Annotated in this window: 19 protein-coding genes and 1 other annotated feature; of the genes, 15 read left to right on the top strand and 4 right to left on the bottom strand. The window is 42.8% G+C overall.

Annotated elements, in window-relative coordinates:
- Positions 1-321 precede the first annotated feature (321 nt).
- From V7654_RS04240 to V7654_RS04255, 4 genes are all read left to right on the top strand, one after another.
- Positions 322-1,188 carry an ABC transporter permease subunit gene (locus V7654_RS04240; protein WP_335428730.1) on the top strand — a complete coding sequence of 289 codons (867 nt, stop codon included), beginning with the start codon at positions 322-324 and terminating at the stop codon, positions 1,186-1,188.
- Positions 1,185-2,213: an ABC transporter permease subunit gene (locus tag V7654_RS04245; protein WP_335428731.1), complete on the top strand. Its 1,029-nt coding sequence runs from the start codon at positions 1,185-1,187 to the stop codon at positions 2,211-2,213. The genes V7654_RS04240 and V7654_RS04245 overlap by 4 nt, the downstream gene beginning before the upstream one ends.
- A gap of 11 nt (positions 2,214-2,224) precedes the next feature.
- Positions 2,225-3,139: an ABC transporter permease gene (locus tag V7654_RS04250; protein ID WP_335428732.1), complete on the top strand. Its 915-nt coding sequence runs from the start codon at positions 2,225-2,227 to the stop codon at positions 3,137-3,139.
- A gap of 123 nt (positions 3,140-3,262) precedes the next feature.
- The gene (locus V7654_RS04255; RefSeq protein WP_335428733.1) at positions 3,263-3,826 is read left to right on the top strand and encodes an FAD-dependent oxidoreductase; all 564 of its coding nucleotides are present in this window, start codon (positions 3,263-3,265) and stop codon (positions 3,824-3,826) included.
- 22 nt (positions 3,827-3,848) lie between these two features.
- Here V7654_RS04255 and V7654_RS04260 read toward each other — a convergent pair whose 3' ends face one another.
- The gene (locus V7654_RS04260) at positions 3,849-4,424 is read right to left on the bottom strand and encodes a DUF6944 family repetitive protein (RefSeq protein WP_335428734.1); all 576 of its coding nucleotides are present in this window, start codon (positions 4,422-4,424) and stop codon (positions 3,849-3,851) included.
- Positions 4,425-4,696: 272 nt separating this feature from the next.
- Here V7654_RS04260 and V7654_RS04265 point away from each other — a divergent pair, with 272 nt between their 5' ends.
- The 5 genes from V7654_RS04265 to V7654_RS04285 all read left to right on the top strand — a co-directional run bounded on the left by V7654_RS04265 (position 4,697) and on the right by V7654_RS04285 (position 10,433).
- Positions 4,697-5,125: a cell wall hydrolase gene (locus V7654_RS04265; RefSeq protein ID WP_335428735.1), complete on the top strand. Its 429-nt coding sequence runs from the start codon at positions 4,697-4,699 to the stop codon at positions 5,123-5,125.
- 151 nt (positions 5,126-5,276) lie between these two features.
- Positions 5,277-5,732 carry a MarR family winged helix-turn-helix transcriptional regulator gene (locus tag V7654_RS04270; protein WP_335428737.1) on the top strand — a complete coding sequence of 152 codons (456 nt, stop codon included), beginning with the start codon at positions 5,277-5,279 and terminating at the stop codon, positions 5,730-5,732.
- A gap of 2 nt (positions 5,733-5,734) precedes the next feature.
- A complete protein-coding gene (locus tag V7654_RS04275) occupies positions 5,735-8,854 on the top strand; it encodes an MMPL family transporter (protein WP_335428739.1) in 3,120 nt (1,039 codons plus the stop codon).
- 177 nt (positions 8,855-9,031) lie between these two features.
- Positions 9,032-9,493 (top strand): GNAT family N-acetyltransferase, encoded by a 462-nt coding sequence (locus tag V7654_RS04280; RefSeq protein WP_335428742.1) that lies wholly within the window; start codon positions 9,032-9,034, stop codon positions 9,491-9,493.
- A 394-nt stretch (positions 9,494-9,887) separates the two neighbouring features.
- Positions 9,888-10,433, top strand: coding sequence for a GNAT family N-acetyltransferase (locus V7654_RS04285; RefSeq protein ID WP_335428743.1), 546 nt, complete (start codon positions 9,888-9,890; stop codon positions 10,431-10,433).
- Between the two features lie 88 nt (positions 10,434-10,521).
- Here the strand turns inward: V7654_RS04285 and brnQ are convergent, their stop codons facing one another.
- Entirely contained in the window at positions 10,522-11,865 is a 1,344-nt protein-coding gene (gene brnQ / locus V7654_RS04290) for a branched-chain amino acid transport system II carrier protein (RefSeq protein WP_335428746.1), read from the bottom strand.
- Positions 11,866-11,960: 95 nt separating this feature from the next.
- Positions 11,961-12,197 (bottom strand) — a binding site (T-box leader).
- 175 nt (positions 12,198-12,372) lie between these two features.
- Between brnQ and V7654_RS04295 the strand changes: the two genes are divergently transcribed.
- The 3 genes from V7654_RS04295 (at position 12,373) to V7654_RS04305 (ending at position 13,984) form a co-directional block, all read left to right on the top strand.
- Positions 12,373-13,254 (top strand): selenium metabolism-associated LysR family transcriptional regulator, encoded by an 882-nt coding sequence (locus V7654_RS04295; RefSeq protein WP_335428748.1) that lies wholly within the window; start codon positions 12,373-12,375, stop codon positions 13,252-13,254.
- A 183-nt stretch (positions 13,255-13,437) separates the two neighbouring features.
- Entirely contained in the window at positions 13,438-13,710 is a 273-nt protein-coding gene (locus V7654_RS04300; RefSeq protein WP_335428750.1) for a ubiquitin-like small modifier protein 1, read from the top strand.
- Position 13,711: 1 nt separating this feature from the next.
- Positions 13,712-13,984 carry a hypothetical protein gene (locus V7654_RS04305; protein ID WP_335428753.1) on the top strand — a complete coding sequence of 91 codons (273 nt, stop codon included), beginning with the start codon at positions 13,712-13,714 and terminating at the stop codon, positions 13,982-13,984.
- Positions 13,985-14,297: 313 nt separating this feature from the next.
- Here the strand turns inward: V7654_RS04305 and V7654_RS04310 are convergent, their stop codons facing one another.
- Positions 14,298-16,139, bottom strand: coding sequence for an aldehyde ferredoxin oxidoreductase family protein (locus V7654_RS04310; RefSeq protein ID WP_335428755.1), 1,842 nt, complete (start codon positions 16,137-16,139; stop codon positions 14,298-14,300).
- A gap of 135 nt (positions 16,140-16,274) precedes the next feature.
- Between V7654_RS04310 and V7654_RS04315 the strand changes: the two genes are divergently transcribed.
- The 3 genes from V7654_RS04315 to V7654_RS04325 all read left to right on the top strand — a co-directional run bounded on the left by V7654_RS04315 (position 16,275) and on the right by V7654_RS04325 (position 19,698).
- Positions 16,275-17,303 (top strand): ThiF family adenylyltransferase, encoded by a 1,029-nt coding sequence (locus tag V7654_RS04315; protein ID WP_438825247.1) that lies wholly within the window; start codon positions 16,275-16,277, stop codon positions 17,301-17,303.
- A gap of 508 nt (positions 17,304-17,811) precedes the next feature.
- A complete protein-coding gene (locus V7654_RS04320) occupies positions 17,812-19,371 on the top strand; it encodes an alpha/beta fold hydrolase (RefSeq protein WP_335428757.1) in 1,560 nt (519 codons plus the stop codon).
- A 63-nt stretch (positions 19,372-19,434) separates the two neighbouring features.
- Positions 19,435-19,698: a hypothetical protein gene (locus tag V7654_RS04325; protein WP_335428758.1), complete on the top strand. Its 264-nt coding sequence runs from the start codon at positions 19,435-19,437 to the stop codon at positions 19,696-19,698.
- A gap of 52 nt (positions 19,699-19,750) precedes the next feature.
- Here V7654_RS04325 and V7654_RS04330 read toward each other — a convergent pair whose 3' ends face one another.
- Positions 19,751-20,770, bottom strand: a complete 1,020-nt coding sequence (locus V7654_RS04330; RefSeq protein WP_335428759.1) for a YeiH family protein — start codon at positions 20,768-20,770, stop codon at positions 19,751-19,753.
- Positions 20,771-21,136 lie beyond the last annotated feature (366 nt).

A 21,136-nucleotide genomic window follows, 5' to 3' on the forward strand; every position in this document is an offset into this window, starting at 1 on the left:
ACCACCTCTCATAACAACTCGCCAGCCGTTTTTCTCTTTGAGTTGTTCTCGTACATTCTCTCATAACAACTCGCCGGGGATTTCTTCTTATAAATTGTTATGAGAAACTTCATAATCGCTCATATCCAGACCATTTTCGCTAATAAAAGTATTATTGACTCCTTAAGAGAGTCGTCTCCAGCTCATATAATGTACAAACATACCACCTTTTCTCCTTTAACTTTAATTTTAGATAGTTTTGTAACAAACCATCTGAATCCTTCGTTGAAATACATATAATGATCAGCACAAAGATACAGGTTTAAAGAAAGGGGTCTTCCAATGAAGTTATTAATCCATTACATAATAAGAGCAGCATGCATATTAGGTGGAGTCATCCTGTTTTTATCGATTCCTCGGCTTTTTTATGTTGAAGGCAATAAGCTGCTGTATGGTCCGGCATTTTTTATCCAATCGGTGAGGGATGTGGGCCAGCAAATTTTTTATTTCGGTGCTGCTCCGATTATCCATCAATGGCAGACGACAAGTATTGCTGATCGATATGGTTATACGCTTGAAATATTGGGTTTATCGCTGGCAGCAATGCTCATAGGCGGCATGATCCTGACAGGTGTTTTTATTATTACACCGAAAAAACTCCAGTCTAAAGTGAAAAATTTTATTAATTTCAGTGAAGCTGTCCCTGACCTGCTGATTATTTTTGTCCTCCAGTTTATAGTGATTTATTTATACAAGGAAACGGGGATCAAACTGTTCAGGCTTTATGGGTTAAGTGAAAAATCCTATCTCATGCCTGTCGTGGCTGTATCTCTTCTGCCTTCATTTTTCATGGCGCAATTCTTGATTAAACAAATCGAAGAAGAGTGGGAAAAGGATTATGTGATTTTCGCAAAATCAAAGGGTCTGCATAACCTGACAATCTATTTCAAACATATCCTGCGAAATATTTTTCCGCTGGCCGTCATTCAATTGAGGACGCTGATCTGGGTATTGCTTTCGAATCTCGTATTGATTGAATATATCTTTGCCATGCAGGGTTTTACAAAGGATCTCGATAATATTTTCACAAAAGATGCTCCGGCAGTAATCATTTTCTGCATGCTGGTTGCGTTGCCGATCCTGCTTATTGATCTGTTGGCGAGGGTTACAGCCTATTTTTATCGAGGAAAGGATGGGGTCCAGTTATGAGAAACTATAAAAAAACGATTATAGGTTTCTCATTAATTCTCGGCATGTTCATAGCAAGTCTGCTCTATCCGTTTTACGGCGATGAAAACTATAATGAAGAGTTTTATATTTATGATAAGCAAGGTCATTTAATTGCAAAGGCTCCCACTCCACCTACACCAGACCACTTATTAGGTACTGACCGGAATGGTCAGGATATGATTTATCTTCATCTGTATGGGGCCAAATTCACCATATCTGCAGCCTTTTTCATTACGTTTTTTAGAGTATTGGCTGGGGTATCAACTGGAATGATCATTGCGCTTTGGCTTCCCAAGGTTAAAACATACTTCAAAGATTTATTCCTGGCCTTTCGCTACGTACCTGCGCTGGTCATTGCCATTTTTATGATGTCACCTTTTATAGACCGATTTACAGGTATCCCTGTCTGGACGATTGCCAGTTATCAAATTGGTGTTCTAACCCTCATAGCGTATCCTGCGATTGTATTGATGACAATTGATTATATAGAAGAAATGCAGAGGAAATCCTTTGTGGTCTCGTCCTTTTTAATGGGTGCAAGTCGCTTCCACGTGCTGACAAAACACATATGGCCGTTTCTAAAATCAATTGGTTTGCTGATCTTTGTCCAGCAGCTATTTAGCACTCTTGTCATTTTAATGCACTTAGGCGTTTTCAAGGCTTATCTTGGAGGGCAGACGAAGGGCGGAATCTTCACTGCAGATGATGGAGTCCCGCCGCCTGAGACCCTGTCAAACGAATGGGGCGGATTGATTGGACAGAACTTTAAAGTCATGATCCAATATCCATGGATTGTGTTAAGCACGATGTTCTTCTTCTTTTTTCTCATATCAGTGACGAACATGATGAAAAAAGAGCTGGAAGGACATTTGGCATATGAAAATATAGACTTCATTGGTAAAATAAAGAAAAAGAAGGGGAAGAAGATACTTCTAAAAGAAAAGAAGACGATCAGCACTTCCTTTCAATTTATTAATAAGGAACAAAAAGAAGCAGGTTTCTGAAAGGATTCACCATGAATGTTTTAAACTATTCTTTAAAAAGAATTTTGCTGGCTGTTCCTAGCCTGAGCCTGACCTCGATCGTCGTCTTTTTTCTATTCATGATGATGCCGGGTGTAATGGGGACAGACTATGACTTCACGATGATCTGGATAGAATATAAAAAATGGATTGTCAATTTTATCACAGGAGAACTGGGGGTTTCCTCCTATTACCGTGTTGACGTTTCACTGATTCTAAAGGAAAAAATGACGAATACACTTCTGCTTGGGATTACATCCTTAATGATCACCTATGTTCTTTCATTTTTTATGGGGAAATATGCAGGCCGCAACCCAAATAAACTCGGGGACCGCCTGATCAGCAGCGTGAATTATACAGGATTATCGCTCCCGATTATTGTGGTATCAGTGTATTCTATCTATCTATTTTCTTTTGAACTCAACTGGTTTCCATCTAATGGTTCAGTCGATATCACTGTACCTGAGGGAACTTTTGAATATTGGCTGGATAGAATCCATCATCTGATCTTGCCGGCATGTGTCCTCGGTGTCGTTGGAACAGCAACCTATACGCAATTTTTAAGAGATGATATTGTCGAAAACAGCCGGAAGGAATTTGTCCGCACAGCGCGTTCAATCGGCGTTCCTGAAAAAAGAATCTACAATGTTCATATCCTGAAAAATTCACTGATCCCGATTGTCACCTTCCTCGGCTTTGATATGGTAAATATCGTGAATGGCGCCATCATTGTGGAAACGGTTTTTACGTATCCTGGACTTGGCCAGCTCTTCATTAAGTCTATAAATATGAGAGATTTCGCAATGGTTATGAATTTAACGATGCTCTTTTCAACGATCATGATCATCGGCAACCTGATTGCGGATATTATATATGGGGTCGTTGATCCGCGGATAAAAGTAGAATAGCAGGCTGAACTCATCCAACGTGATGAGTTTTTTTACTGCTAAAGCCCTAGTTTAAAATATTTAGTATATAGAATTAAAGTTTGATATGATTGAAATGAATTGAAATAAAGGAGGAATTTTCCTATGTATGATGTAGCAATTATCGGAGCAGGTCCTGCGGGAGGCAGTGCAGCCATTTTTACGGCAAAGGCAGGCAAGAAAACAGTCGTTCTTGACAGCAATAAAAGCGTAACGAAGCGTGCATGGATTGAAAATCACTACGGCGCACCTGAAGTAACTGGTCCAGACTTAGTTGAAAAGGGAATAAGCCAGTCGAAAAAATTCGGGGCAGAGATTGTGGAAACAACTGTTACATCATTAAGCAAGACAGAAAATGGTGTTAAAATTGCAACTGAAAACGGCGAATTTGAAGCGAAGCATGTCATCCTGGCAACGGGCATGATGACGGATGTTGCTGAAGCATCAGGCCTTTTAACAAAGGATGGCACTGAGCCAAGAATCAAGACAATTTTTGAAGTCGATGCAGCTGGTAAAACAAATGTTGAAGGCGTTTGGGCAGCAGGAACGTGCGCAGGCGTCAGCATGCACACCATCATCACTGCCGGAGATGGCGCCAAGGTTGCCATCAATGTTATCAGTGAGCTGAATGGCGAGCGCTACGTGGACCATGACGTCTTAAAAGCATAAGCAAAAACAAAAGCCTTGCAGTTTAATGTCTGCAAGGTTCTTTTTTTGTTTCAGTTTCATTCAGCTGTTGTTTACTGATCCCGAGTGCCTGAATAACCGAACCTGCTGCTTGAATCCAGCTTCCAGCAATATTGATGTTATCTCCATCCCCGCCTCTCAAATCAATGATTCCTCCAATCGCCTGCATGGAATTACCGATGATTTGAAGGATATTTCCATAGAAGGCATAGAAAATCTCGGCAGAAGGCTCTTCCCCAATCGTTTCATAGAGTGCAGCACTCCCTCCAAGTGCCTGCATCAGATTTCCTCTAATATCAAGCGTTTGGGCCGTATTGTCATCCAAATTAAGCACAATCCCGCTGACAACGGTCACATTCCCAAGCGCCTGGATTTGATTGCCGATTTTGTTCAACGTGTATTCCTCTTCACTGTCAGCCATCAGGGCATTTCCGGTTCCCTGCAGGACATTGCCCCAGAGATTAAAGCTAGTAAGCTCACTCTCACTGAATTGCTTTAATGGCGTACTCCCAACAGCCGCAAGAGTCGTGCCGAAAGCCTGAACCCAAGCACCAAATAATTCTTTCTGTTCATTATCCATAAAGACAGCCCCGCCCTTTACTCCCTTTTACATCTTATACAATAGGGGCGATATTAGTTAAAACTGGAACAATAGACATCAAACATCAATTTTGAAAAAGCTAATAACCCAAATAATTTGCTGTAGAGGTAAAATGGGAAATGAGCCCGGTTTTAATTCGCAAATAAGCATCTCCGCTGAAAAAGGATAAATGAGAATTGCTCTAAAATAAATCCGTATAGCCCAAGCCAAACGAAAATATGATGTAGTAATAAACTGGTGGAGGTTATGCCATGGCAGTAGTAAAACATACAGAAGCGGACCTGAATTTATTGGCACGTCTGTTGAGAGCGGAAGCTGAGGGTGAAGGCCAGCAGGGAATGCTGATGGTTGGAAATGTAGGAATTAACCGTATAAGAGCCAATTGTTCTGATTTTAAAAATCTGAGGACGATCCCGCAGATGGTTTACCAGGAACACGCTTTTGAAGCGGTCCAAAAAGGATATTTTTATCAGCGGGCGAGGGAAGTTGATAGAAGGCTCGCAAGACGGGCGATCAAGGGTGAACGTCTGTGGCCGGCGAAGTTCAGTTTATGGTATTTCCGGCCGCCCGGGGACTGTCCGCCAACATGGTACAATCAGCCTTTTTCAGGTCGCTTCAAGCTTCATTGTTTTTACGAACCAACAGGTGCCGAGTGCGAAAACATTTATAATACGTTTTAAAGCCGAGAGACTGTCCAAAAAGGGCAGTCTTTTCTTTTGGAAAAAAATATTGACACTAAAAACCAAGAGTATTAAAGTTAAAAAGGTTAATAGTTAAATAGTTGAACAGTTAAACAAATGAATAAGTTTTTTGCGAGGTGAATATATAAATATGTGTGAAAAGTCGATCAAGGAATTGGTGGATCATTATATCAATGTTTCCTTTTCCGTTAACAAAATTGCCGAAGGACTTGTAAAAGAGCAGATTGGATCGGATTTAACGAATGACCAGCACTACACATTAAGGTATATCAACAAGGTTGGCACATGTACATCATCTGAGCTTGCTGAAGTATTTGATGTAAAGAAAAGTGCGATTACAGCCATCATTACTCGTATGTGGGAAAAGGGACTGATCCAGCGTACCCGAGATGAAAATGACCGTCGTGTCGTTTATTTGACGCTGACTGACAAAGGAAATGAATTGTTTCTGAAAACAGAGGAGCGCATCCATGCCCTGGTGGAATCCTTTATTTCAAGATTTGACCAAAGCGAAATTGTCCAGTTCTTGAAGACGTATGACAAAGTAAATGAAATTTTACTAGAAAGAAAGAGTAAGGTGGAATAAACGTGAACTTCATAATAAAACAAAAATGGTTTGTGATCATCGCTTGGATATTGGTTGCGGCAGGCCTCTTTATGGCAGCCCCGAACATGGCAGAATTAGTTCGTGAAAAAGGGCAGATTACCGTGCCGGATGAGTACTCATCAACGATGGCCGGTAAAATTATGGATGACGTACGGAAACAGGAAGGCGGCGGTGATGAAACGAGTGTCGCCCTGGTTTTCCATAATGAGAAAAAATTGACCCAGGAAGACATAAACGAAGCGGAAAAAGCGATCCGCCAGCTCGAAAAAAATAGTGAGGAAATTGGAATTACCAGCATCCTGACTCATTTTAATGAAAAAAGCCTGAAGGATCAGCTAGTCTCTGAGGACGGTAAGTCGATTTTAATTCAGGTAACAGTCAGCTGGAATGACCGCGAACCAAAAGAAGTAAGCAAGCTTCTATATGACACAATTGAAGATGTGAAAGTAGACCATTACTATACAAGCCAGTGGCTGATCAATGAAGACTTGATGACCAGCTCAGAAGAAGGGGTAAAGAAAACAGAAGGAATCACGGTTGTATTTATCCTCGTTGTACTTCTGCTCGTGTTCAGGTCGGTCATTGCGCCAATTATTCCGCTTGTAACAGTGGGTTTTGCCTACCTGGTTTCTCAATCAGTAGTAGCTGAGCTAGTCGATAAAGTGGACTTCCCGTTATCCAACTACACTCAAATCTTCCTTGTTGCGGTGCTGTTCGGAATCGGTACAGACTACTGTATCTTGCTGTTAAGCCGTTTTAAAGAAGAGCTGGCACACCATGAAAACGTGGGGGCAGCCATTGTTGAAACCTATAAAAACGCAGGCCGAACGGTCTTTTTCAGCGGTTTGGCAGTTATGATCGGTTTCGCTGCGATTGGCTTCTCACAGTTCATTCTATATAAATCCGCCGCAGCTGTAGCAATTGGTGTCGCGTTCCTGCTAATTGGATTGTTCACCATCGTGCCGTTTTTCATGGCAGTATTAGGCCAAAAGATTTTCTGGCCTTCGAAAAGCAGTGCTGAACATGGTGAAAGCAAGCTGTGGGGCACGGTCGGACGCTTTTCTCTTGCACGCCCGTTCCTTGCATTACTGATTGTGGCTGCAGTGTGTGTACCGTTCCTGGTTGCCTATGATGGAAAGCTTAGCTACAACTCGTTGGACGAAATCAGCGGCGATGTGAATTCCATCCAGGCGTTCAATGCCATTGCCGATAGCTTTGGACCAGGGGAATCAATGCCAACACAGGTCATTTTGAAAAATGATGAAAGAATGGATTCTGCTGAATACATTGAACTGGCAGAAAACATCAGCGAGGAGTTAGAAAAGGTTGATCTAGTCGATACCGTGCGCTCTGTGACAAGGCCGACGGGTGAACCAATTGAAGACTTCTTCGTTTCTAAGCAGGCTGAAACACTCGAGTCCGGTCTTGGAGAAGGAAAAGAAGGTCTGAATAAAATCAGCGAAGGTCTGCAGGATGCTGAAAGTGAGCTATCGAAATCAGAGCCTGAACTAAGCGGTGCTGCAGATGGCATCAATGAGCTGATTAATGGAACAAGTGAAATCAAATCAGGGCTTGGTGAAATCCAGACGAACCTTGCGAAAATCGAAAACGGCATTCGCCAGGGTTCAGCCGGATCAGACCAGCTGAAAACCGGGTTGGCTGAGGCGAAGGCCGGAGCAGAGGAATTGCTTGCGGGTTATAAACAATTGCAGACAGGATATAAAGATGCACAGGAAAACCTTGCAAAGCTTGGAGCTGGCTACACAGAGACAGGCAAGGGCTTGGAGAAAATTTCAGGTGGAATCACTGCAACGAATAATCAGCTTTTTGCTTACCTCGAAAATAGAGATCCAAGCCTGGCCGCAGAACAAGAGTACCAAACAATGAAAGGTACGCTTGGCGAACTCCAAAAGAATTTGGGTGAAGCTTCAGCGGGCTTGAACGTATTAAATGGAGGACTTAGCAAAGTTACTAGCGGGTTGTCAGTTGCGAATGACAATTTTGGTAAAGCTCTCGCCCAGCAAGAAAACTTCGGCCCAGGACTCCAGCAGCTAATCGATGGAATCGAACAACAGCAGCAGGGCTTGGACCAGCTTGCGAAAGGCCAGGGCCAGATTGTTGACAACTTCCCTAAATTGACGAATGGATTGACAGGAATCAATGCTGGCCAGCAGCAGCTTCTTGCTGGTTTTGGCGGGCTTGGCGGCCAATTGAGCCAGCTGACAGACGGGCTCTCTCAAAGTGCTGACGGGTTGAATCAAGTATCTGAAGGTCTTGGTTCAGCGCAGGAATATCTCGCAGGCCTTTCTAACTCAGACTCAAACAGCTTCTACTTACCGGAAGATGTTTTAGAAAATGAAGATTTTGCACAGGTGTTTGATGTCTATATGTCTAAGGACCGCAAAGTCATGACGATGGACGTAATATTTGAAACAAACCCTTATTCTAATGAAGCGATTGCCCAAGTGGATGAAATTAAAGCTGCTGTCGACCGGGCAACAATGGGCACGAAGCTTGAGAATGCAGATGTTGCAGTAGGTGGGATCACGAGCACAAATGCTGACCTTGATGCATTGTCAGATCAGGATTATTCGCGCACAGTCGTGCTGATGCTGTTAGGTATTGGCATCATCCTTGTATTCCTGTTCCGTTCACTGATCATGCCGATTTACATTATTGGATCATTGATTTTAACGTATTACACTTCAATGGCGATCAATGAGGCTATTTTCGTGAATATCCTTGGATACTCAGGAATTAGCTGGGCAGTTCCGTTCTTCGCCTTTGTCATTCTCGTTGCCCTAGGCGTCGATTACAGTATTTTCTTGATGGATCGATTCAACGAATACAAGGAGCTTTCGGTATCTGATGCCATGCTTCTTTCGATGAAAAAAATGGGCACGGTCATCATTTCCGCAGCCGTCATCCTCGGCGGAACATTCGCGGCAATGATGCCATCAGGAATGATGTCACTGCTTCAGATTGCATCCATTATTCTCGTTGGCCTATTCTTATATGCGTTTGTCATGCTGCCGTTGTTTATTCCAGTTCTCGTAAAAAACTTCGGGCAGGCAAACTGGTGGCCGTTTAAAAGAGCATAGGATTAAAATGAAAAAGGCTGTCCGAGTGGGCAGCCTTTTTCATATAGTTTGGAGCGATTTTACAGTATTTTTATCAATAAGAATTTTGATGTACAAGAATTGAACTTGATTTTGAGTGATCAAGGATAACCACATGCCGAGAAGGAATAGAATAAAAAAGTAAGGAGGAGAATCAGGATGGGGATTATACAGCTTCAAAAAGAAGAAATCAAAGAAGCTCTAGATTTAGTATGGGCCGTTTTCCAGGAGTTCGATGCACCGGATTATTCTGAACAAGGCATCGAGGAATTCCAAAAATTTATCTTTTATCATTCTAACATTGAACAATATAAAGATGGGAAAGTATCCTTTTGGGGCTGGGAAGACGATGATCAACTGGCAGGAGTCATTGCAACGAAGGGAAAGAACCATATTAGTATGCTTTTTGTGAAAAAAGAATATCATCGGCAGGGTATAGCTAGAAGGTTGTTTAAAGCAGTTGAGGAAGCATGTAAAAGCATGGATGGGATCAGTGAGATTACCGTTCATTCATCTCCATTTGCAGTTGCTGTATATAACCGGCTTGGTTTTATCGAAACAGACAATGAGCAACTTGTGAATGGCATTAGGTTTACCCCTATGTCCTATATGATAAAATAAAAAACCATTTTAAATGTGCTCGTAATAACATTAAATGACAAAGGAATGCCCCCTTTTGAAGCATTGCAAACATTCGATTCTTTTACTTGTAAACCCCGATAACAGGCCATAGACCCTTTGGCATCATAATTGGTTCACCACCCTTTTTTGAATAATCGTTACTATATAAGAAATAGAAGGGATTAATCAAACGTTTGATTAGTCCCTTTTTCTTACCTATTTTTGGTGTTCTCCCACTTGAGTTCTTTTAGATATAATGAATGCAATATTGCAAAAATTACAACAACACCTTAAGATAAAATTATCAAACATAAAGGGGATAGAATATTGCGTACATATAACATGGTTTTTTCATATGAAGAGGTGACATTAAAAGTAGAATAGGAGATTATAAATGACAACCAATCTATTTCGCGGACAATTGTTAAAGCTTACAGCAAAAAGGGACGGAGATACCGAGATTATCGCTAGATGGGATGAGGATCCCGACTACCTTCGGAATGTGGATACGGACATCGCCCGTCCGAGGCCGCAGCAGAGTTTTGAAGATGAGGGAGATCCGAGTCCAAACAGCTTTTACTTTCGGTTAAGAACAGTTGAAGATGACAGACTTGTAGGCTTTGTCGTTATCCACAGCATCGAGTGGAACAATCGGGCGGGGATGCTGGCCATCGGAATTGGTGATGCCAAGGACCGGAACAAAGGATATGGTTCAGATGCCTTGAAGCTGATTCTTCGCTATGCCTTCCATGAACTGAATCTAAATCGTGTCGGCCTGGATGTAATTGAATACAACCACGGAGGAATTCGTGCTTACCAGAAAGCTGGCTTCCAGATAGAAGGCAAGATGAGGCAAGCCGTTCACCGTGACGGCAAGATCCATGACCGGATTGCAATGGGCATCCTGCGTTCGGAGTGGGAAGAATTGAATAATAATTAAAAGAAGCCTGACTGCATAGTTGAAAGTGCAGTCAGGCTTCTTTTTTTAAAAGCTGTGCAGAGAGAGCCTCTCCCCACAGCTTCATTTATTATTCTGATGCTGGTTTTAAACTCTTTTTACCAAAACGGGATAAAAAGAATCTTTCAAATGCCCATCCAGCAAGTCCGCCAATCAGAGCGGGCAAGAGCCAGCCGAGTCCTTCCGCATAGAGCGGCAGCGATTTTAGCGTGGAGGCAAGTGCTTCAGATTCGATTCCGAATGATTTAAGACCGTCAATCACACTAACCATTCCCGCTGCAAAAACAGCTCCTACATAAACACCTCTTGAACCATTTAAGAGACGGTCAAGGAAGGATAGTACCACAAGCACGATCGTGATCGGATAAAGGACGATCAACACAGGTACTGAAATCGAAATGATTTGGTTAAGACCAAGGTTGGCAATCAATAAGCTGATAACTGTGATACCGAGAGTAAACGTCTTATAAGAAACCTTTGGCATCATCTTGGCAAAAAACTGGCTCGTAGCCGCAACAAGTCCAACTGCTGTTGTAAAGCAGGCGAGTGTTACAATCAGGCCGAGCAGCAGCATCCCTGGAGTTCCGAACATCAACTTTGCAGCTTCTGTTAAAATCGTACCGCCATTATCATAAGTCCCAACTGAAGCCATTTTAGCTCCAAGCAGCCCCACTGTAACATAGACGAAAGCCAATCCAATACCAGCAATCACTCCAGCCTTTAATGTTTCCCTGACAACCTGAGAACGTTCAAGTTGTTTTTTCTGCTGGACTGCGCTGATGACAATGATTCCAAACGCCAGTGCCGCAATTGTATCCATTGTCAGGTAACCTTCAAGGAACCCGGTAACAAATGGAGCGGCTGTATACTTTTCAGATACTTCTCCTAAAGAACCATCGAGCTGAAAGAAACTTCCCATTACCAGCAAGACAATCGCAGCAAGCATAACAGGTGTCAAAATGCTGCCGATTCGTTCAACCATTTTGGATGGGTTTAAACAAACCCAATAAACAAGCGCGAAGAATACAACCGTGAAAAGCATTAGAACCATTGAGTGTGATCCTGATTCAGCCAGGAATGGTTTAACCGACATTTCAAATGCAACATTGGCACTTCTCGGTATTCCAAAGAAAGGCCCGATCGATAAATAAACAGCAGAGCTGAAAACGACAGCGAATAATGGATGGACTCGTGAGCCGATTTCCTGGATGCCGTCCTTTGCCATTGAAATAACGACTACCGTCAGAAGCGGCAGTCCAACACCAGTTACAACGAAACCAAGCATTGCCGGCCAAAAGTTAGCTCCGGCTTCCTGTCCTAAAAAGGGAGGGAAAATCAAATTGCCTGCCCCAAAAAATAATGCAAATAACATTAGACCAATTGTCAGTGTTTCTTTTCTTCTTAAGCTTCCCATCCTTTTTCTCCTCCTGAAATTATGTTTTTGGCACTGAGAGTATAGGAAATTTGGAACGGAATGTTATATGGAGAAAAATAAAACTCGCCCCTAAAAATAGGGGCGAGTTATGCTCGCGTTACCACCCTGATTCCGCAAAAACATGCGGCCCTCATCAACGTACCATCATACGTGTTCCATTTAACGGCGGACAGACCGGCGAAAGCTTACTGTAATTCAGCTTTGCATCTCGGAGATGATATCCTGTTATTTGCTGAACACCGGCTTGCAGCAAATCACCGGCTCTCTGTGGATCAGTTCCATAAAGGATGTGTTCTCTTCATTGATTTTATTATTCTGAAATCATTTACAAGAACTATAATAATATTCAGACAATAATATGTCAACACTATTGAGGATGTAAATTTTTACTTTGATTATTTAGTCCCTTAAAAATATCTTGTACCAATATATACTTTCCGTATTAAAATTAAAATATATAAGTCGGAAAAAGATGGAGTACTAACCATGAATCTTAAAAAACTTGAAGCTTACATAATGGTTGTTGAAAAAAATAGTTTCTCAGAAGCTGCTGCAGCCTTGAAAAGCTCCCAGCCAACAGTCAGCCTTAAAATTAAGAGTCTCGAAGAAGATTTAGGATTTGAACTGCTCGATAGAGGCTCAGCAGGAATTCGTCCGACCCCTGCAGGAATGCTGGTGTATAGCGCTGCTAAGGACATATTTAGAAGGTGGAGAACGCTTGAAGATGAGTTGGGTGAATTCCAAGGAACCCTGACCGGCACTCTGACAATCGGTGCCAGCACGATTCCCGGTACCTATCTACTGCCAGGATGGATCAGGAAATTCCGGAGCCTTTATCCTAAGGTAGAGGTTCGAGTTGAAATTGGTGATTCAAGGAAAGTTCTGAACAAAATTCATGACCATCAAGTGGACGTGGGCATAATCGGTCTGCATTACGATTCCGCTCATATTAAGAGTAAGCCGATTGCCACTGATTCACTTGTACTGATCACACCCGTTGACCACCCATTAGTCCAATCGCCGCAGCCCGACTTTGCCCAGATTAAGCAGTATGACTTTGTAATGAGGGAAGAGGGGTCTGGCACAAGAAAAATGATGGAGGAATATCTAGCTGTAAAAGGATTTTCCGTTGCCGATTTAAAAACTTCAATTTCCACTGGAAGCACTGAATCCGTCATTGCAGCAGTAGAAGCAGGGCTGGGCATCAGTTTTATTTCACGTCTAGCCGCATTCCCAGCAGCCAAAGCCGACCGCATCAAGATTATCGATCACTTTGAGCCATATCAAAGAGCCTTCTATATCGTCACCCAAGCCGATGCAGAAACCCGTCCAATCATCAAGCAATTTGCCGAAACCCTAACAATGTAACGCATTAAAGGGCTGGGGGTCAGACCCCCAGTACGGTAATGCGGTGAAGCGGCGGGGGTCTGACCCCCAGTGAGGGAATGCTTTAATGTGGTGGGGTGCTAGCTTTCCAAAATGATAGAAAGAGATAATGACATTTTGCAATTTTCATTTTATTATTAGGTTAAGTAGAAAGGGGCGGTTTGGATGCAGGTTAAGGTGTTTGCGAATCTCAGGCAAATTTGCGGGGGCGTGACGGTCGAAGTCAAGCCGGATGGAGATCGCGTGGTTGATGTGCTGGATAAAATGATAGAAATGTTCCCTGACTTGGATGAGGAAATTTTTACGGATGAAAAGCAGCTTAAGCCATTCGTCCATGTCTATATAAATGGCAGAAACATCGTCCATGACAATGAACTTGAGACATTCGTTAAGGATAGCGACCAATTTGCTTTATTCCCTCCGGTAGCCGGTGGATAATATGGTTGAGCGAATCCTGGAGTTTCGTGGTATCAACAGGGAGCATCTCGGCACTTATTTCGAGGAATTGGACGGAGTCCTTACTTCTGATACCTTCCCGTTTGTTTATGAGGGAGAAGGATGGCGAGCGGAGATTTTAAGCGAGGAAGAAATCTCATTCACAAAAACATTCATTGTCAATGCCGTACATATTCGATTTGCCGCTGATAGTTTAGAAGAGTTGGAACAACTCATTAAAAAGTATCGTTATAAAACGACACGGGTTGGCGGGTAGATATAGGAGGGCTTCAGCAAGATTTTGCTGGAGTCTTTTTTTGTTAAAACAATAAGCTTTTGGTGCACCACTTAAAATGGAAAAAATAGCGTCTATTTTCCACTTCGCCAGATTAACTATCTTTTTCGCCAGATTATCATTAATTTCGCCAGATTCCCTCCCATTTTCGCCAGATCCAGGCTCACCGCTATCCTAGAAGTCCAAATTAACACTAAGCGGGCTCCCATTTTAAGAGGAAACCTATCAAATCTTCACTTATCACCAGCCTAAAACAAAAAACCAGGCAAAAATCGCCTGGTTTTCTACAAAAATATTAAACTTCTTCAGTAGCAGGAGTCGTTGCTTCGTCAATGATTCCTAGTTCGCGAAGCTTTTGTTCAGGTACAACACCGTCTACCCAGCCGCGCACATTATAGTAATCTTCAAGCATTATATCCATGCGGCTGACAAGACCCGCACTGTTACCAGATGCTGCTTCTTCAGTGAAGCGTTTAGGAAGGAAGTCGTCCTCACGCTTGTTGAAGCCAGCCAGGTTATTGTAGTAGCGCTCTAGGTTATAGATTCTTTCACCTGCAAGCATTACTTCATCAGCAGTCATTGGAATACCAGTCATAGTGCTATACTGCTCAGCATAGTGCTCTGCATTTTCTGAGAATGAAGAGAACTTACAAATATTCATAGAGTCAGAGAATGAAAGCAAGTTTTGGAATACATTCAGAAGCTCAGCTTTTCCTTCTGCCACAGTACGGTCAGTTGGCTCAGGAATACCGGCGATTTCACTCGCAATAGTGTAGCCGCGAAGGTGACATGCACCACGGTTACTAGTTGCATAGCCAAGGCCAATACCCTGGATTCCGCGTGGATCGTAAGCTGGGATGGACTGGCCTTTAACAGACATGGAAAGCTCAGGAGCGCCCCATAGAGCTGTTGCGCGAGCAGGACCTTCAGCAAGGATGCCGCCGAAGCCTTCACGGAAAGCGATCTTGCGTGCGATTTCGATCATGCCGTCTGCATCGCCCCAATCAAGCTTTTCGCCAACAAGGCCTTTTTCATACGCTTCCATTGTGACAGAAATTGCGTGGCCAAGTTCGATTGTGTCCATTCCGTATTCATTACAAATATCGATTAAGTATGCGATTGCTTCAGAGTCGCTTAGTCCGCTGTTCGCTCCAAGCGCCCATGCAGATTCGAACTCAAAGCTCTCAACGCGAGTCTTGTATTTTCCTTCTTTTACTTCTACCTCAATCTTACAAGCAACAGGGCAAGCATGGCATGTATTGTTTGCAACAAGCAAGTGCTCATTTACATACTCGCCGGAGTGCTTTTCAGCTTCATCCCAATGTGTTAACTGAGAGTTCCTTGTTGGAAGCGCTCCCACTTCATTGATCAAGTTAGTAAGGACGTTAGTACCATATACAGATAATCCACCCTTGTTCGGAGCAGTCAATCCGCCTTCAAGAATCGCTTTTACAGCTTTTCTGTTAGCTTGATTGTAGTCATCTTTCTGTGCCGGCTCAGGCATATTGCCTTTTTGAGCTGCCTTGATAACGATAGCCTTCAATTTCTTGAAGCCAGCAACCGCACCAGTGCCGCCACGTCCAGCAGAACGGTCATGCTCGTTCATGAAGGCTGCAAAGCGAACACCATTTTCACCAGCCTGGCCAATCGTCATAACACTAAGGTCATCCGCGCCATAGCGGTCCTTCATAGCCTGGACAGTTGCACGTGTGCTCAAGCCCCAGAATTCAGAAGCATCACGAAGCTCTGCCTGGCCATTTTCGATGTAAAGGTAAACAGGCTTGTCGCTCTTACCTTTAAAAATAACGTTATCGATGCCAGACCATTTTAAACGAGCTGCAGTCCAGCCTCCCATATGAGAGTCAGTTACCGTTCCAGTCAATGGAGACTTCGTTACGACTGCAAGGCGTCCGCTCATCGAAGAACGTGAGCCTGTAACAGGTCCAGTCATGATACAAAGGATGTTTTCTTCAGACAAAGGCTCAACCTCTGGGCCATTGTCCAAAACATACTTAACACCTAGACCGCGTCCACCAATATACTTTCGAACATCCTCTTCATTGATGCCTCTGTAATCAATCGAACCATTCGTCAAATCAACTAAAACTTCCTTGTTTTTAAATCCTCCAAGATTCATCTTAACTAATCCACCTCTTTCTTTTTGATTATTAAGAGAATTTAGTATCTCTTAACATTTAGTATAGTTAAATTTATCTACAAAAAAAAGCATTATTTACCTTATAATTTAACTTAGAAGTGAGGGGATTTTTTCATGACAGAAATGGAGCGTTATTCACGGCAAATTTTATTCAAGCAAATTGGCAGCGAAGGCCAGGAAAAGCTGTTAAATAGTTCTGCTGTCATCGTTGGCATGGGCGCGCTCGGAACGGTTATTTCAAATCACCTTGTCCGTTCGGGAGTAGGTCATGTCCGGTTTATAGACAGGGACCTCGTGGAACTGTCGAATCTTCAGCGCCAAACCCTTTACGATGAGGACGATGCGCAGGAAAGTCTTCCGAAGGTCATAGCGGCTGAAAAGAAACTGAAGAAAATCAATTCCGGGGTAAAAGTAGAGCCAATCATCGCGGACCTGACCTTAGATAATGCAGAAGACTTGCTTGCAGGCTTCGATGTGATCGTCGACGGGACCGATAATTTCATGGCCCGCTATTTGATCAATGATGTCGCAGTCAAACACGGAATACCCTGGGTCTATGGCGGTGCGGTCAGTTCAAGGGGAATGTTCGCAGTGATCAAGCCGGGTGAAACACCATGCTACCGCTGCCTTTTTCCATCAGTGCCTGCGGGTCTGGGAGAAACGTGTGACAGCATAGGGGTCCTTTCACCGATTACGGATATAATCGGATCATTTGAAGCTGTCGAAGCGCTCAAGCTGCTGGTAGGGGCTGAGTCAAATCCAAATCTCGAGCAAATGGATATCTGGTTTAACTCCTTTTTGCAAATGGATGTAAGCCAGGGGCGTAATCATGATTGTCCTGCCTGCGTCCATCACCAATTTGAGTTTCTTGACCGTTCCTCAGAACAGCAAATTAACTATGCCTCCTTATGCGGCCGGAATACAGTTCAAATCAATCCGCGGCAAAAAGCAAAGACCGATTTGGAAAAACTCGCAGCTCGTTTGAAAAACAATGGTACTGTGAAGGGAAATCCGTTCTTGCTCCGTTTCATGCCAGATGATGAAATCACTATGGTCGTCTTCCAGGATGGAAGGGTCCTAGTCCATGGAACGAATGATATGGTAAAAGCAAAATCGTATTACGCCCGGTATCTCGGTTCCTGATCCATCGAAGCATGAGAAAACATCTCTTTTGACAGGCTGGCTATAATGAAGCTCTTAAAAGAATTGTCGGCGCTGCGAATGTGGATTAATAACACACTCGCCCCGACGGTTCCTTAATACCGAAAAGATTTTTTCAGAATAATAGACGGTAAAAGCGGCCAATAAAGCCGCTTTTTGCGTTTTTGCCACGTCTCATCCTTCAATTTACTACGATTTATTTTCAAACCGCTATAAATAAACAACACTTACAACGTTTTTATAAATATTCACTAGGAATTACCCATAATCACTACGTTTTTATTCATAATCACTATGAAAACCACAACAATCACTACGTTTTTATTCATAATCGCTACGAAAATCTCAATAATCACTACTTTTTCCAGCAACTGGATATGCTGGTTGTAACTCGAGACCCTCTAGCATAATAGGATATCTTTATTCATTTTTTAACCAAAAGGGTATAATGAATTCATTATTTCATTCGGAAAAAGAGAGGGAAAGACTGGTGTCAAAGCAATCCAAGCAAATCAGCCTTCATTATGAATATTTAAAATGCGCGAAGCCGGGGGCAGAAACGGTGTTGTTTGTGCATGGGGTCGGCATGGATATGTCGATCTGGGACGATGTCATTCCTTTGTTCCATAAGGATTTCAATGTCATTCGCTGTGACTTGCCTGGACATGGCTACAGTGATTCTGCCACTGAAGCTGCATTTACATGGGAGCTTCTTATTAATAGCATTAAAGCTCTCCTTGATATGCTTGCGATTTCATCGTTGCACTATATTGGCCACGGAGGCGGTGGTGTACTGGGGATTGAACTTGCCAGGAGTGAGAAGCAGCTTATAAATACATTAACACTTGCGAATACTCCAATTTTTATCCCGAAAGAATTCAGCAAGCAGGAATTGAATAACAGGATTGAAACAGTGAATGATTGTCTCCGTTTTGAGGAGATGATTACAACTCTGGTAAATACTATAAGCTATAAAGCACCAGAATGCAGGCTCGCAAAACTGACTTCGATTTATCGGAGAGCTACACCGTCTGATTATATAGGTTTCTTCCGTCTTGTGATTGAAACAGCACTTGAGTATTTAGTGGATGAAATCCAGAGATTAGACGTGCCAATGATGATGCTTCAAGGTGAGTATGACCCCTTGATGCCGCTGGAACTTCAGGTGATGAATATTCCTTATTTAAAGAAAATGCGATTTTTCATCATTCCTGACAGCGGTTATGTTCCGATGATGGATCAGCCTATGATTTTCACCCAGTTTTCCAGAATGTTCATCACAAAACAGGCAGGGTCAGAAAGTGCCGGCTTTACTTATACACAAGCGCTGAAAAAAGAAGTGAACTCCATTGTCCGATCGGGAGTAGAGAGGCTCGATTCGCAAAATCTCCTGGAAATTAACTTCATCAGCCAGTTTTCGATCTGGTTGAATGGCAGCGAAGTTCAAGGGAAATGGAATCAGCGTAAAGCGAAAGAGCTTATTACCTATATCGCTTATCATGGATCTGTCACGAGAGAGCAAATTTACGATCTATTCTGGCCAGAGCTCGAGCTTGATAAGGCAAGGAATTTACTACGCGTATCGTTAAACCATATTAAGTCGATCATTGAGGAGCACACGGGAGAACCGATTGAAAACTATGTAGCTATTGATCGAGATTCAATCCAAATGAAGATACAGTGCAAATTGGATCTGAACGAGTTATCTAATTGCATCGATGAAATAGAGCATACCAGTGATTGTGAGGTTAAGGAGAATCTTGCAATCAGAAGGTTTTCAGAGCTTCCTGACACTCTGTTCTCGCTTTTTTATGATGATTGGTTCCTTAAAATCAGGACGGGGTTGGAAAGCAGGATCATCAGGATATGTGAGGATTTGCTTAATGCATCCCCTGAAAAAGAAGTGGCAATTGAGCTGTTGAAAATTCTAATTAAGTTCAACCCTGGGGAAGAACTATATCAGGAACAGCTTGTAGTGTTGCTGCAAAAAACAAATAGACAAAAAGAAGCAAGATATTTCAGAAATAAAAGTGATTCGTCTTTTATGTAATGATTCTGTAATGCTCTTAATGCTATAGTTATTAGACTGAAAATTTAGCGAGGAGCATGGGAAATGAATGACGAATTGATTTTGCACGATCAAGCTGAACAAAGGCAATTCCGATCCGTTCAAAATAAAATCATGAATGATACCTATACAGATCAAGATTTTATTCTATTGCTCGGTTTGCTAAAAAGGCATGCTGACAAAATGGACCTAGTTCAAACGAAAAAATTATGCGAGCTAGTGCAGTATTTATATTCGATTGAGCGGGAAGAACGCCTGACCAATGACCTGATGGATATCGTAAATGGAATGTTTTATACGCAGCATTAAAATAGAAAAGCAGCCAAGTTCGGAAATTCGAAATTGGCTGCTTTTAATATGTCTATAGAAAAACTTTAACAAGAAAATAACCAAATAATGATAAAAGCACAGAGCCGGCCAGGCCTGCGGATAGCGCCTTGCCGCCCATCTGCCGGAAGGACTTGAAGTCCACACTGAGACCGAGTCCGGCCATCGCCATCCCAATCAGCAAGTAGGCGAAGCTGACGATTACAGCGGCGGCATCTTCACTGATCACCCCAGTTGTATTAAGCGCACTGACAGCAAGGAAGCCAAGGATGAACCAGGGAATCGGCAGAGCCGCTAACGTCATTTTTTGCCCTGCACTCTGGGTTTCTTTTCGCCGGATGATAAAACCGATCAGAATCGCTACCGGAACAAGCAGAGCCACTCGGGTCAATTTTACAATGATGGCAAGGTCCGAGGCCTGTTGCCCAGCCGGATCAGCAGCGGCTACCACATGTGCGATTTCATGTAATGTGCCACCCGTGAATACTCCATAATCGAGGGCATTCAAACCGAGATAGGAGAATAATAGCGTATAGACGATGGTGAAAATCGTCCCCAGCACCGCGACATTTGCGGCCCCGACAGCAGTTTCCTTCTCATTTGCTTTAATAACCGGTGCGATGGCGACAACGGCGGCAGCTCCGCAAATTGCTGTACCGCACGCTGTCAGAATGCCAAGCCTTTTTTCAACCTTAAAAAGCCTGCTCAATCCATAAACAGTCAACAGTGCAAACACGAGATTAGCGAATGCAATCATAAATACCGTCGCTCCGGCATTGTAAATGTCAGAGAGGTTCAGCCTGAATCCAAGCAGAATAATGCCGAGACGGAGTAATTTTTTGCTTGAAAAAGAAGCACCCTCCATAAGACCGCTGTTCACTCCGACAAAAGCGCGCCAGAGCATTCCGAACATAATGGCGATAACCAGCTGGCCCATGATTGAAAAGAATGGCAGTCCTGCTATTAATCTAGCGGCCAGAGCCAAAGCTAATGTTAATAATATCCCTTTCATCACCGGAACGGTGAATCGGGGCAGAAAATCATTTATCTTCATATGTGCACGTCCTTTAAATCTATCTACCCATCTATCACTTTAACGAATGAAAGGAAAATAGCAAAGCCCTGGTAAGTATTTAAAGCCGAATTGGCAATATTCACAAAGTGGGAAAATGCCTTGAGAAGAGATTCTGCTTGTAAAAAGGTAATAGTTGCAGCTCTTTTAGGCCTTATTCCTGCACCTGCAAAGGAATTTTCTAATAATAATCGAATAAGCTATAGGTATAAGCCCATTTCCCGAAAAATATGGGTGATGAACTCATGAAGGGAGCGCTGAATCTTCTGAAGTCAAAATATTAAAAATAGTCTTTTTATAGGGTGTTCTTTAGGAGATCGAAGTGTTAAACTATGCTTGTGTTTACAA

Origin of the sequence: Bacillus sp. JJ1609, from assembly GCF_036967045.1 — a bacterium.
Classification (GTDB): Bacteria; Bacillota; Bacilli; order Bacillales; family Cytobacillaceae; genus Mesobacillus.